Source organism: Pseudomonas sp. R4-35-07, assembly GCF_003852235.1.
Lineage (GTDB): Bacteria > Pseudomonadota > Gammaproteobacteria > Pseudomonadales > Pseudomonadaceae > Aquipseudomonas.
Genome location: NZ_CP027732.1, coordinates 1,668,459 through 1,681,444, shown reverse-complemented (window position 1 = coordinate 1,681,444; position 12,986 = coordinate 1,668,459). Strand labels below are relative to the sequence as shown.

The window sequence follows — 12,986 nt, the reverse complement described above, 5'->3', positions numbered from 1 at the left end:
GGTAATGACGATGAATGATGTTGCATACAAGTTTACGCCAGCGGGTGTCCAGAGACTGACTGATCAGGTGTTTGTTCCCGAGGACAGGCTGATCAGCAGCCCGCCGAACTTACCGAACCCGGCGAGCACCGGCTGTAGAGCTTCGCTGATTCCCTGCCAGAAACCGAGGAAGAAACCCTTGACTGGTTTCCAGTATTTGTAAATCAGCAACGCGGCTGCGACCAGGCCCGCGACGGCGGCTATTAGCCACCCGACCGGGGTAGCTAGGATGGCCGCGCCGACCGTGCTGACGGCGCCGCTGAGCATAGGTAATACGCTGACCGCCGCAAGCCGCGCGGAACTGATCAGCGTAGGGATGATGCCAATGATCCCGCCGACGGCCCGGCTGGCAGTGACGGTTCTCCAGACTTTTCCCATCCGGCCAACCTCTACGCCGGCGCCTGCGGCCGCGATACGGGTTCCGATCAGCTGAGCTTTGATGCTTCCGAGGCGAATGCCGAACATCGCCATGCCATAACGCAGCACGGCGAAAGGGCCGAGCATGCTTGCCATGGTCAATGCCAGCGTGCCGAAGACCAGCGCTGCAGCCGCGACAGCCGCGACGACTTTTACCAAGCCGCCGGCCAACTTTGGGTTTTCCCTGGCCCAGGCTCCGACGCCGTTGGCAAGATCGCCAAGCGTATTGATCAGCCCTTTAAGCTCGGGCGCAACTGCGGCTCCGAACTCCGCCATTGCATTGGTAAAGCTGCCCTCGGCCGCTTCCATGACGTTGGTGAGAGTGCCGAGCTGTTCGTTCACACGGGTGCGCAAATCGGCTTGATTTTGCAGCTTCTGCTGCACCTCCCTATACCCGGCTAGACCCTTGCTCATCATAGTGTTCAAAGTGGTCATTGTTTCGGAGTCGTCGCCGAATAAACTCTTGATGGTCGCGGTGCGGTCTTCGTCGTTCAGTGTCTTGAGCTTCTCAACTTGAGCGAAAAGGTTTTCCAGTCCGGCGAAGTTGCCCTTGTCATCGGTAAACTTGAAACGAATGGATTTACCTTCCAACGCCATGATCTCGTTGACGTCCTTGACCCCGTCCTTGTCCAGGCCTGCCTGAAAGATCTTCCGGTACGCGTTGCCAGCGGCACCGCCTTCCATGCCTGCCTGGTCCATCATGACCAGAAGGGGGGCCAGCTCAGCGGCGGCATCGATACCCGATTTTTTGATGGTGTCCATCACCGGGGCAATTTTACTGAATCCCTGCAGCATGTTGGTCGGATCAACGCCGGCATAGAACCCTCGCTGGATGGTGTCCATCAGCGACATCATGTCTTTCTCTGACGTGCGAGTAGCGTCCTGCATCTTGGCCGCGAATTCGGCTGCCTCTGTGGCCTCCATTTTCAGTTGGACCCCGAGATATGCAGCAGCCTCTCCGGTGCCGCCAAGAATGCTTTGTGCACTCAGTCCCTGGCGCCGAAGCATGGTCATCATGTTCTGAAAATCGGCTGTGGTGCCTGGCAGGCGGTCGCCCAACTTGGTCGCCAGGTCTGTGATCTTCTGGAAGTCCTCCGGGACCTTGCCGGTGTCGTCCATCATCGACACCTTGAGCTGTGTCGCCGAGTCTTCGTTCGGGGCAAAGGCCTGAATTGCCGACACCACAGGGCGGCTGGCGGCGTATCCCACCCCCAGCCCTGCGGCACCAGACACAGCCATACTGCCCGCCAAGCTCTGGGTTTTATCGTAGGTGGCGCGCGCCTTAGCCAGGCTTTCCTGTTTACGCCTCAGGGCGTCCAGGTGGTCCATCTGCAACTTGATGGCCTGGGTGGCACTGTCCATGTCGCGCTTGAGTTTCAGCTCGGAGGCGCCCAGGGCATTGGTGTTGATGCCGGCGGTCTTGAGCTGTACGCCGAGGCTGGCGAGTTTCCCTTGCTGCTGGCCGTACTGCTCGCCCAGGCGTTTCGACTCGCTGGTGTGCTGTTTCAGCAGCGCGAGTTGATCCTTGAACGGCGTTTCCAGGCGGCGGATCTCGTCGCGCAAACTTGAATGGCCCGCACGACTGGTGCGCAGTTGGCGAAAGCGGCCTACCCCGTTCAAAGACGAGCACAGCGAATGTAGCCATTGCGGCAACAAGCTGCGCGGCTACATCCGAGTGGAGCGGATCAACAAGAACCACGCCCAAATGCTCGCCCTGCTGGACTGTCTGTGCATGGTGGTGCCCCTCACCGACGCCCAGGTCGAGCACACCCGCTCGCAGATCATCCGCATGGCAATTGAGCGCCAGGCCTCGATCAGTTCCGACCATCCGGTGGTGGCTGAATTCTGGGAGGTTTACGAATACCTGGAAGGCCTGGACGCCGAAGGCCCAGTGGTCAACCACAGCAAGAAAGACCACATCATCGCCATCAACCTCAACGACTTCGTGAAATGCGCGGCAGAAAACCGGCAAAAAATCGCCGACGTCAGCGAGCTGCGCGAACGCCTGAAAGACTCCCGCTCCCGGAAGCTGCTCGACGTCAACAAGGCGACTGACAGCGCGGTGCGGGCTCACCAGGCCAGCAAAACCAACGCCGTCGTCACCAAGCAACCCATCGTGAAGTGCTGGCACTTCCAAGCCTGATTCATCAACAGCGGTACCCGCCAGGCGCTGCAACGTCTGCCACCACCCAAAGGAGAAGCACCATGCACGTACAAGTCATCACCGCCGAGGGCCGCCAAGGGCAACCCAACCGTCTGCGATACCTGAAAGAGCTGAAGGCCTGGTTTAACGAGGCAGGAAAAACTGTTCACGCAGAAGCCTACGACCCAGCCGGACTGGTAGCAATCTTGGAGGTTCTGGCTGTCAGCGACAAAGAAGTTCTGGTGCTGGAGTGCAGCAGGGAACAGATCCAGGCAGTGCTGGAGTGGCAATCAGCGACCGATGACGCTGTCGAGTTTGAAAGCCTGCAACTGCACCTGGTGCGGAAGCAAAACCCAACCGGCGAAAGCCAGTAAGAATGTGGTGCCGAGGGGCTGCAACCCCTCGACACCGACCACCCAAAGGAGAAGCACCATGCAAGTGAATCAACCCCAAGGCGGCACCGCAGAGGCTACCACACCGGTTAATCCCCGCATAGAGCGGCAGGAGGTGGTATGAAAGTGTTTCTCATGCTTTACCTGTGCGCGGATGCGGCTCGCACGGATTGCCAAGTGGTAAAGACTGACAGCTGGAGCGGGCCCAACGCCTACGAGCAATGCGCCAACGTCGTGCCAGCCCTGACCGAGGCGCTGACTGCGCCCAACCGGCAACGGCATCGGTTCGTCTGTGAGATCCAGGGTGACATGGCGAAACCCGCAGAGCATAGGGCTCAGCCGGCGCTCATTCATCAATCGTTTCGGATGTTGGAGGGGGCTTTATGAACGAAGTAAAGCGCTGGAAGTTGAAAGGTTTCATCCCTGGTGTTGAAGGTGAGAGCAAAGCTGTGTTCCAGCCAGTCGTAGTTCTCGCCGAAGACTTTGACGCCTCCCTGGCACGCGAGTCGACTCTTGGTGAAAAGCTATATTTCGCAGAGCGCGAACTTGATCGAAGGATTGAGCTTGCCGACGCTCTGCAGTTGCGCTTGGCCGCATCGGAAGAGCTATTGGAGATATGGCGCACTTGGCTGGGGCCGAATCGTGAAAACTGCGATGAGGGAAGTAAAAAAATTTGGGATCGCATCGACTCCCTCAAGCCAGTTGGGTGCGATGGCGGATGCTTTCGGACCAAAGATGAGGCCGCAGCCCTGCGGAAAAAGGGAATTGATGACTTGGTAAAAGTCTTGAATCCATTCGTAGGTGCTTGCCTGACCATCTCGCAAAGTGCGGAAGCGCTGTACGACGCAGGCTATCGCAGACTGATTGATATGAGCGGCGCTCAGTTGGAGCAACAGCCATGAACACAGCCTTTATCCTGATGGCCCAGTACGGCCAGGCGGTCATCTCATTGGAGCTCGTGTGCCGGGATTACTTCACGCACCTGACGCCGGACATGTTCCAGCGCAAGGTGATGAGCGGCCAGATCAAGTTGCCCATCACCCGCCTGGAGCCGAGCCAGAAGTCGGCCAAGGGCATCCACCTCACCGACTTGGCCGCGTACCTGGACCTACAGCGCGCAGCCGGGGTTAAGGAGCACAACCAGCTCAACGGGATAAAACACGCCGTTTGAGCCACTTCTGCGATGCGGCGCCCAGTTGGACGGGCGCCCTCAGAATCTTTTCGTGCCACTCCCAGCCCACATAGCGGTCGCCCCGACCGCGAAGGTGGGTGTAACGCCTCATTGAATTCCAATCCCTGTGGCCGGAAACGCTCGCCACACGCGGAATATCCCAGTCCATTTCGAACAGGCGGCTGACACCTTCATGCCGGAGGTCGTGGAAGTGCAGATCCGCGATGGTCAAAAACTTGCAGGCTTTCGTCCAGGACGTGGAGATCGACTCAGGGCTGTAGGGGAAGATGTCTTCGCCGGCCTTCGGCATCGTCTGGAGGATATGCCACGCCTCGTCCGGCAGGTAACACCAAACATCGTTGCCGATCTTCTGCCCTGGGTTTTTCATGTCGCGCACCAGCACCCGCTGGCCCGCCTCGTCTACGTCTGCCCAGCGAATTCGGGTTATTTCATCGAGCCGGCGTGTGGAGAACAGGGCGAAGCCCACGACCTTCAGCATATTTATGACGGTCGGGCGCCTCACCTGCATGGCCTGGTAGTGCGTCAGCACCCGTCCCAGCTCATCCAATGTCGGTCGGCGGTCGCGCTCACGACTTTTCAAGTTGTAGCCCAGCTTGCGTAACACACGCCGCGCACCGCCCATGGCGAGCGGATCGACCTGATAGCCCCACGCGTCTTTGGCAATTGCCAGCACTGCACCGAGGTGCGCCAGGTCATTGCCAGCGGTTTGTGGCTGAACGCCACCGCCCTCTCCGCTCATTCGCCAAAGTGCATAATCGACCAGGCACTGGGTGTTGATATCCGTATCGGTCAACTTGCCCAGGTAAGTTTCGCCAATCGCATTGAGTGTGGCGCGCTTGGTCTTGCCCAGCGGCTTGGCTTTCTCAACTTCGATCAGGTAGCGATCGGTCATATCTTTCAGCGTGGCGCCCTTGCGGTTTGCGCGCTCGATCGCACCAGGCTCATCCAGCTCCGCCCCGCGCTTGCGTGCCCAAGCCTGAGCAGCCTGTTTTCGGGCGAAGGTCTGGCTCTCTTGGTAGACTTGCACTCCGTCGCGCTTGATGCGGATCTGTGCCGTGTAGCTCACAGTCCCATCCGCCAGTTTTCTTGCCCTGATAGTCGCCATATTGAAAGTGGTACGCGTCAGTTTTGAAGTGGTACATCGTACCACCGAGCCTTTAAAAACGCCTGAAAACGCCCGAAAACACGCCAAGAACACGTTGAGTAAAATGCTAGATAAACAGACCTTTAGCCCCGTAAACGCAAGGCCCACGCTGTCTCGGCGCTTTAGTGTTGCCCCCATGATGGACTGGACCGACCGCCACTGCCGGTACTTCCTACGCCTGCTCTCCAAGCACACCCTGCTCTACACCGAGATGGTCACCACTGGCGCTATCCTCCACGGCGACCACGAGCGCTTCCTGCGTCACAACGAAGCCGAGCACCCGCTTGCGCTCCAGCTAGGCGGCAGTGTCCCCGCCGATCTGGCCGCCTGCGCCCGTATGGCCGAGGCCGCCGGTTACGATGAAGTGAACTTGAACGTCGGCTGCCCCAGCGATCGCGTGCAGAACAACATGATCGGCGCGATCCTCATGGCCCACCCTGCCCTGGTTGCGGACTGTGTGAAGGCGATGCGCGATGCGGTGTCGATTCCGGTGACGGTGAAGCACCGTATCGGTATCAATGGCCGGGACAGTTATGCCGAGCTGTGTGATTTTGTCGGCACGGTGAAGGACGCGGGTTGCACCAGTTTTACCGTGCATGCGCGGATTGCGATTCTGGAGGGGTTGTCGCCGAAGGAGAATCGCGATATTCCGCCATTGCGCTATGACGTGGCGGCGCAGTTGAAGCAGGATTTCCCGGAGCTTGAGATTATTCTCAACGGTGGGATCAAGACGTTGGAGCAGTGCCAGGAGCATTTGCAGACGTTTGATGGGGTAATGCTGGGGCGGGAGGCTTATCACAATCCGTATCTGTTGGCGCAGGTGGATCAGCGGTTGTTTGGCAGTGAGGCGCCGGTGATTGGTCGGGCGGAGGCGTTGGCGCAGTTGCGGCCTTATATTGCTGAGCATCTGGCCAGTGGTGGGACGATGCATCACATCACTCGGCATGTGTTGGGGTTGGGCACGGGTTTTCCTGGGGCGCGCAGGTTCAGGCAGTTGTTGTCGGTGGATATTCATAAGGCGGCGGACCCGCTGGCGTTGCTGGATCAGGCTGGGGAATTGTTGGAAGGGCGGTGACTGGTTGGCTTGCAGCGGGTCAGTTAGTTTTGGATTGGCTGATACATTGCTATCGGGGGCAAGCCCCCTCCCACATTTGGTGCGGTGTGCGGCTATGAAGGCGCTATCGGGCAGTTGGGTTGAACCTGGCGGCGGTTTTGCCCTCCTATTGAGCAGTACGACCGCCATTCATACGGCTGTTTTCAGGTTGTTGCCCTCGCAAACGACCTAACGCATTTGCGCCCTTGAGCGCCTGCCAGCGCTCGGGTAATGTCATCAGACCCACAGGACAGAGCACGCCCATGACTTCCAAGCTGGAACAACTCAAGCAATTCACCACCGTCGTAGCCGATACCGGCGATTTTTCTACCCTCGCCAAGCTCAAGCCACAAGACGCGACCACTAACCCTTCCCTGCTGCTCAAGGCTTCGTCGATCTCTGGCTATGCCAAGCTGCTGGATGAATGTGTGCAGGACTGCAACGGCGACGTGGGCCTGGCCAGTGACCGTTTCGCAGTCGCGGTTGGCCAGGAGATTCTTAAAGTCGTACCGGGCCGTATTTCCACTGAGGTGGACGCCCGTTTGTCGTTTGACGAAGACGCGATCCTCAAGCGTGCGCACCGTCTGATCGATCTGTACGACAAAGCCGGTGTTAGCCGTGACCGTGTGCTGATCAAGATCGCATCCACCTGGGAAGGTATCCGCGCAGCGGAAAAGCTGGAAAAAGAAGGCATCCAGACCAACCTGACGCTGCTGTTCTCGTTCGCCCAGGCCGTGGCGTGCGCTGAAGCGGGTGTGTTCCTGATTTCGCCGTTCGTGGGCCGTATCTACGATTGGTACAAGAAGGCCAATGGCAACGATTACACCGGTTCCGATGACCCGGGCGTACAGTCGGTGACGCGCATCTATAACTACTACAAGGCCAATGGCTACAAGACCGTGGTGATGGGTGCAAGCTTCCGTAACCTGAGCCAGATCGAAGAGTTGGCCGGGTGTGACCGCCTGACCATCAGCCCGGATTTGCTGGAGAAGCTGGCGGCCGATGAAGGCAAGCTGGAGCGCAAGTTGGCGCCAGGCCATGCCGGTGAAGCGCGGGTGCATATGACTGAAGCGCAGTTCCGTTGGGAATCCAACGAAGATGCGATGGCGACTGAGAAGCTGGCGGAGGGAATTCGTCAGTTTGCTCGGGATCAGGAGAAGCTGGAGGCATTGTTGTCGGCCAAGCTGTAAAAGCGTAGGCGGCAAAAAGGGCGGCACCTTGGCGGGTGCCGCCCTTTTTTGTGGGCGCAGGTTTCAAGCCTGTCGCAGGTCAAACTGTGGGAGGGGGCTTGCTCCCGATGGCAGAGTGTCAGTCAGCTTGTTCATAACTGACACACCGCTATCGGGGGCAAGCCCCCTCCCACAGTTTGATCACATTTCAATTAGCGATCAGTGGCGTTCCAGGGCGTTCACAAGGTCGTGGAAGGCTTCGCGGTTGGACTCGTTCAAGCCCATCAGGATCTTGTGCGCTTCCAGCACCTTCACCCGTACGACTTCCTCGGACTGATCCTGTGAAGGCAGGTCGGTCAGGCATTCCGGGCAGGGGATCGGGCGGTCAACGATGTTGAACACCTGGTCGAAGCCCATGGACTGCAGGAGCCGGGTGATGTCTTCGTGGGTGGTGACGACGGTCGGCAACAGGCCAACCTTCTGCCGAGACAGAATGGACAACTTGGCCAGCAGGCCCAGGGTGGTGCTATCGATGCTGCGGGTTTCGGTCAGATCGATCACGATCGCCGAGAAGTTCAGCGCTGTGAAGATCCGCTCAATCGTCGCATCCAGCGCCGAACACAGAGTCAGGCGCACTTCACCGACAAATTTCAGGACGAAGGTCCCGTCTTGCTCGGCGAATTGGATTCTTCCGGTACTCATCAAAGATTCCTGCTCAACACCAATAGGGCGATATCATCCGGCATCTCCCCTAGCGTGGCCAATCCAAAAACCTGCCGCAGACCATCCAGGCTGCCGCCCGCCGACTTGACCTTTTGGGGCAAGGCAGCTTCTTTCTCTTTGAGTGTAGGCTCTGGAAGAAGGTCCAGGATACCGTCGGACATCAGCGTCAGGCTGAAAGTCGGCGGCAGTTCCAGGATGTGGTCTTCGTAGGTGGCTTCATTGAACAAGCCCACCGGCAGGCCACGCCCTTCCAGGTAACGCACACTGTCAGGAGTGTATAGAACCGGCATCGGCAGGTGACCGCCAATGCTGTAGGTCAAAAGACCGGTTTCTTCATCGATCACGCCGCCGACCATCGTCACGTGCTTGCCCAGCTTACAGCTGATCAGGCCCCGGTTGATGTGGCCCAGCACCTCGGAGGGGGTGAACTCGGGCAAGGTGCCGTTGCGTTTGGATTCGAACAGCAACCGCGTCGTCATGAACTTCAACAACACGGTGACGAACGCTGAGGACGCACCGTGGCCGGACACGTCGGCCAGGTAGAACGCCACACGCCGCTCATCCACTCGGAAATAGTCGACGAAATCACCCGACAGGTACAACGACGGGATGATCTGGTGGGCAAACTTGAATTCGTCGATGGTCCACGGACTGACCGGCAGCATGTTCATCTGCACCTGGCGACCGGCGTTCTGGTCTTCCTGGAGCAGGTTCAGGCTGGCTTCGAGCTCGCGGTTGGCGGTCTCGAGTTTTTCGCGGTAGCGCTGGTTTTCCAGCAACAGCCGGGCACGGTCCAGGGCGCGGCGCACCGAGTGCTCCAGCACGGCCAGGTCTTCCAGGGGCTTGATCAGGTAATCGGCGGCGCCCAGGCGCAGGGCTTCAACGGCGTCATTCATGACCCCGGCACCGGACACGACAATCACCGGCGTCTGCGGAGCACGCTCGGTCACCTGGCGAATCAGCTCGAGGCCGCCCATTTGGGGCATGCGCAAGTCGCAGATCACGAGGTCGGGCTTGTCGCGCTCGAATACCTGGAGACCCTGTTGGCCGTTGCCGGCCTGCAGGACGCTGAAGCCACTGTCTTCCAAATAGGCCGCGAGGCTCGCGCGCACTACTTCGTCGTCATCGATTATCAGCAGCGTGGCACTGGTTTTTTGCATGTGGGCAAACGGCGCCAGAATTAGGTTGGCGTAGGCGGCGCGGCAATGGCCGTGCTCACGTACTGGATTCGCTTTCTAGCCTCTCTGTCCTACAAAGCATTGGGATTTCGCCCATGCACAACGGTAAAGCAGAGGTGCCCTTCTAAGGCGCAGACGGTACTCCCATCCGTGAGGGGTTTCAAGCTCATGCCGATGGTCGCCGGGCGTCTTTACACCGCAAATCACCCGGAGTTATAAGAACGCTCACCACCACAACGCAAAGTAAGGATGGACGCTGTGAGCGAACACGAGCGCGACTACGCCGAAAAACGTGACTTCATCCGCATGCGGGTAGATGCCGATGTGTCCTTGATCCACGCTGGCCAGGAGATCGAAGGGGTGTGCCTGGACCTGTCCAGCTCCGGCATGCAGGTGCAGGCACCTCGCCAGTTCAGTGTGGGCGACCTGCTCACCGTGCGCATCGATTCAGAGCACGCCGCACTCAAGGGCCTTGAGGCCGATACCGAGGTGGTGTGGACCAAGGCTGCCGGCGATGAGCAGCACCTGGGCCTCAGAATCCTGAAAATGCGCTGATATGCGCCCACAAAAAAGGCGACCGTTCAAAGGTCGCCTTTTTCATTTCAAAACGTCTCAGCTTAAAAGTCGTCGACGACCTTGCCGTCCTTGACCTTGAACTCACGGTTCTGCAGGTAGGCGTTTCGGATAAAAGTGTACTTGTCGCCGCTGATCAGCTTCTCGCTGTCGAGCAGGCTGGCACGGGTGTCGACCACGTTCAGGCCGAAGGTGCTGTTGCGCCAGCCGATATCGTTCATGTAGCGGTACGGTTGGGTGTAGCTGTCCACGTATTTGGACGGCGCATCGCGCAAGGTGCTTGGGCCCAGCAACGGGATCATCACGTAGGGACCGCTGCCGACGCCCCAGTAGCCGAGAGTCTGGCCAAAGTCTTCATCGCTGCGCTGCAGCCCCATTTTGGTGCCGACATCGATGAAGCCCAGTACGCCGAATGTGGTGTTGACCAACAGGCGAGCCGTGTCGACGCCAGCATTATGAGGTTTGAGCTGCAGGACGTTGTTGGCCAGGTTGCCGACATCGCCGATGTTGCGGAAGAAGTTGTGAACGCCGTCCTGCACGAATTGCGGGGTGACGAACTGATAGCCTTGGGCGATTGGCTTGAGGGCGTAGGTGTCAACGGTGTCGTTGAAGGTGAAGATCGGGCGGTTGACGCTTTCCCATGGATCGTCTTCGGTCGCTGCTTGGGCGGCGAACGGTGCCAACAGGACGGTGGCACACACCGATAGCTGAGCGAAGTACTGGCTCCAGCGCATAGCTTTTGCTCCTTGAATAGTCTGTCATGGGCGCTATGCCCTGAATAAGGCCGTCAGTATATGACGGAAGTGTCGATTTAGGCAGTCGCAAGGAAACGACTTTCATGATTTGGACAAAATTCCTACAAATACCCACCTGTGTCATCCACTTGTCATGCCACCCCGATAGCGTTGTAACTATTTCAGGGACGTTCAGATGCCGCATGCCGAGATAGCCGTCACCACTGCCCCCGCGTTGACTGCCGTGTTGTTTGGTTTGAGTGGCTGCCTGGTGGATTTCGGTTCCCAGGCGCGCAGCGACTCCCCTTCCCTCGATTCCCAGACCACACCTGGGGCTCTGAAAATTCTGCGCAGCCTGAAGGAACAGGGCGTGCCCTGCGCCTGGCTGGATGAATTGCCGCCCTCGATCACCACGCCACTGGCCGCCACCCTGCCCGCCTGGCTCAAGGCCGCCTCGCCCTCCGCCATCCGCTGGCCGGCGCCCCATGCCTGCTGGCAGGCCTTGATGGAGCTGAATATCACACGCCTGGACGGTTGCGTGCTGGTCAGCGGCGAGCCCCGCCTGCTGCAATCGGGCCTGAATGCCGGCTTGTGGACCATCGGCCTGGCCTCCTGCGGCTCCCTGTGCGGCGTCGCGCCGCAGCAGTGGCAGGAGCTGAGCGACAAGGAACGCGAGCACAAGCGCGGCAAGGCCACCGTGGCGCTCTATGGATTAGGCGTGCACTCAGTGATCGATCACCTCGGTGAACTCGGCACCTGCCTGGCCGACATCCGCCTGCGCCGGCTCAAAGGCGAGAAGCCCTGACAAGGATCATGCACGGTTGGCCGCAGTGGATTAATCTACAGAGCAGTTCGTAGACCTTTCCCGGCGTGCCGCGGTCTATGCCAGTGACTATCGATAAAAGGAAAGAACGTCATGCCTGATCGCAAAAAGCTGGAAGAGCAGATCGAGATCCTGCGCGGGCAGTTGGAACAGGAGCCACCGCTGTCACCTGAAAAACGTGAAGCGTTGGAGGAATTGATTGCCAAGTTCGAAGTGCAACTTGAATTGGAACCGGCCACCCAAACGCCGAGCATTTCCGACGATGTGAATCAAGCGGCCATAGAGTTCGACGCTGAGCACCCGGTCATTTCCGGGACCTTGCGCAATATCATGATCACCCTGGGCAATATCGGGATCTAACCTGCCCGCGAGCCAAGCGCAGATCCAAAATGTGGGAGGGGGCTTGCCCCCGATAGCGGCGTGTCAGCCACAGCATATGTGTCTGAAACCCTGCAATCGGGGGCAAGCCCCCTCCCACATTTGTTTTGCGTGAAGGCTACTGACGCGCCAGGCGTACGTTCTGAAACGCCACATCCTCGGTGCTGCGATACGGGTTGATATCCAACCCACCCCGCCGCACATACCGCGCATACACAGTCAACTTCTCAGGCTTGAGCAAGCGCTGCAGGTCCAGGAAGATGCGTTCCACGCACTGCTCATGGAAGTCCGAGTGCTGGCGAAAGCTCACCAGGTATTCCAGCAGGCTGGCGTGATCCAGCGCCGCGCCACGGTACTCCACCACTACGCTGCCCCAATCGGGCTGGCTGGTGACTGGACAGTTGGATTTGAGCAGGTGGCTGTGCACGCTCTCTTCCACTACCCGCGAATCGTCACAGCGCAACAATTCCGGACGCGGGTGCTCGTAGCTGCTGACGTTGATATCCAGATCATCGATGCACACACCCGGCAACGCCATCACACCCTCAGCCTCGATCTCGGCCAGGCTGCGGATGCGCACGCTCACCGGTTTGCCGGCGGCGGCACTGAGGTCGGCGCGCAAGGTGGCTTCCAGGCTCGGCGTATCGGCAAACGCGGTCTGGTTCAACGAGTTGAGGTACAGCTTGAAGGACTTGGACTCGATGATGTTCGGCGAGTCGGCCGGGATGCTGAACTCACCGATGGCCACCACCGGTTTACCGGACGGCAGCAACCAGGACAGTTCGAAGCAGTTCCAGAAATCCACACCCTTGTAAGGCAGGGTCTCGGCGCTCAGGCCCAGCTCGGCCCACTTGGCGGCGCGAGGGATCGGGAACAGCAACGAAGGGGTGTAAGTGGAGATGTATTCACTGGACTTGCCCAGCGGCGAATGTTCGGCTGCGGGATGCATGGCGGAAAACCTGGCTAAATAAACCGCACAAGTCTACCA

The 12,986-nt window shown here is 59.0% G+C and carries 15 protein-coding genes and 1 pseudogene; 10 read left to right on the top strand and 6 right to left on the bottom strand.

Annotated elements, in window-relative coordinates:
• Positions 1-63: 63 nt before the first annotated feature.
• A complete protein-coding gene (locus tag C4J89_RS07670; RefSeq protein WP_372238974.1) occupies positions 64-2,019 on the bottom strand; it encodes a phage tail tape measure protein in 1,956 nt (651 codons plus the stop codon).
• 46 nt (positions 2,020-2,065) lie between these two features.
• Here C4J89_RS07670 and C4J89_RS07665 point away from each other — a divergent pair.
• The 5 genes and pseudogenes from C4J89_RS07665 to C4J89_RS07645 all read left to right on the top strand — a co-directional run.
• Positions 2,066-2,599 (top strand): annotated as a pseudogene (locus C4J89_RS07665) (bifunctional DNA primase/helicase); the annotation flags it as partial.
• A gap of 62 nt (positions 2,600-2,661) precedes the next feature.
• Positions 2,662-2,973: a hypothetical protein gene (locus C4J89_RS07660; protein ID WP_124414137.1), complete on the top strand. Its 312-nt coding sequence runs from the start codon at positions 2,662-2,664 to the stop codon at positions 2,971-2,973.
• Positions 2,974-3,111: 138 nt separating this feature from the next.
• On the top strand, positions 3,112-3,378 hold the full coding sequence (locus tag C4J89_RS07655) for a hypothetical protein (protein ID WP_124414136.1): 267 nt from the start codon (positions 3,112-3,114) through the stop codon (positions 3,376-3,378).
• Positions 3,375-3,893, top strand: coding sequence for a hypothetical protein (locus C4J89_RS07650; RefSeq protein ID WP_124414135.1), 519 nt, complete (start codon positions 3,375-3,377; stop codon positions 3,891-3,893). Before C4J89_RS07655 ends, C4J89_RS07650 begins: the two co-directional genes overlap by 4 nt.
• On the top strand, positions 3,890-4,162 hold the full coding sequence (locus C4J89_RS07645; protein WP_124414134.1) for a pyocin activator PrtN family protein: 273 nt from the start codon (positions 3,890-3,892) through the stop codon (positions 4,160-4,162). The genes C4J89_RS07650 and C4J89_RS07645 overlap by 4 nt, the downstream gene beginning before the upstream one ends.
• On the opposite strand, the gene C4J89_RS07640 is transcribed toward C4J89_RS07645, so the two are convergent.
• Positions 4,137-5,288, bottom strand: a complete 1,152-nt coding sequence (locus tag C4J89_RS07640; RefSeq protein WP_124414133.1) for a site-specific integrase — start codon at positions 5,286-5,288, stop codon at positions 4,137-4,139. The genes C4J89_RS07645 and C4J89_RS07640 overlap by 26 nt on opposite strands.
• Before the next feature lie 103 nt (positions 5,289-5,391).
• Between C4J89_RS07640 and dusA the strand changes: the two genes are divergently transcribed.
• Both dusA and tal read left to right on the top strand, forming a co-directional pair.
• Positions 5,392-6,402 (top strand): tRNA dihydrouridine(20/20a) synthase DusA, encoded by a 1,011-nt coding sequence (gene dusA / locus C4J89_RS07635; protein WP_124416007.1) that lies wholly within the window; start codon positions 5,392-5,394, stop codon positions 6,400-6,402.
• A 281-nt stretch (positions 6,403-6,683) separates the two neighbouring features.
• Positions 6,684-7,610, top strand: coding sequence for a transaldolase (gene tal, locus C4J89_RS07630; protein ID WP_124414132.1), 927 nt, complete (start codon positions 6,684-6,686; stop codon positions 7,608-7,610).
• Positions 7,611-7,808: 198 nt separating this feature from the next.
• Here tal and rssC read toward each other — a convergent pair whose 3' ends face one another.
• Together rssC and rssB are read right to left on the bottom strand one after the other, a co-directional pair.
• Entirely contained in the window at positions 7,809-8,291 is a 483-nt protein-coding gene (gene rssC, locus C4J89_RS07625; RefSeq protein ID WP_003172602.1) for an anti-sigma factor antagonist RssC, read from the bottom strand.
• Positions 8,291-9,472: a two-component system response regulator RssB gene (rssB, locus tag C4J89_RS07620; RefSeq protein ID WP_124361818.1), complete on the bottom strand. Its 1,182-nt coding sequence runs from the start codon at positions 9,470-9,472 to the stop codon at positions 8,291-8,293. The genes rssC and rssB overlap by 1 nt, the downstream gene beginning before the upstream one ends.
• A gap of 276 nt (positions 9,473-9,748) precedes the next feature.
• Here rssB and C4J89_RS07610 point away from each other — a divergent pair, with 276 nt between their 5' ends.
• Positions 9,749-10,045, top strand: a complete 297-nt coding sequence (locus C4J89_RS07610; protein ID WP_124361816.1) for a PilZ domain-containing protein — start codon at positions 9,749-9,751, stop codon at positions 10,043-10,045.
• 62 nt (positions 10,046-10,107) lie between these two features.
• On the opposite strand, the gene C4J89_RS07605 is transcribed toward C4J89_RS07610, so the two are convergent.
• Positions 10,108-10,797: a VacJ family lipoprotein gene (locus C4J89_RS07605; RefSeq protein WP_057722960.1), complete on the bottom strand. Its 690-nt coding sequence runs from the start codon at positions 10,795-10,797 to the stop codon at positions 10,108-10,110.
• A gap of 196 nt (positions 10,798-10,993) precedes the next feature.
• Here C4J89_RS07605 and C4J89_RS07600 point away from each other — a divergent pair, with 196 nt between their 5' ends.
• Together C4J89_RS07600 and C4J89_RS07595 are read left to right on the top strand one after the other, a co-directional pair.
• Positions 10,994-11,602, top strand: coding sequence for an HAD family phosphatase (locus C4J89_RS07600; protein WP_124414131.1), 609 nt, complete (start codon positions 10,994-10,996; stop codon positions 11,600-11,602).
• Between the two features lie 111 nt (positions 11,603-11,713).
• Positions 11,714-11,980 (top strand): DUF4404 family protein, encoded by a 267-nt coding sequence (locus C4J89_RS07595; protein ID WP_124370045.1) that lies wholly within the window; start codon positions 11,714-11,716, stop codon positions 11,978-11,980.
• Positions 11,981-12,116: 136 nt separating this feature from the next.
• Here C4J89_RS07595 and queF read toward each other — a convergent pair whose 3' ends face one another.
• Positions 12,117-12,947, bottom strand: coding sequence for an NADPH-dependent 7-cyano-7-deazaguanine reductase QueF (gene queF / locus C4J89_RS07590; RefSeq protein ID WP_124414130.1), 831 nt, complete (start codon positions 12,945-12,947; stop codon positions 12,117-12,119).
• Positions 12,948-12,986 lie beyond the last annotated feature (39 nt).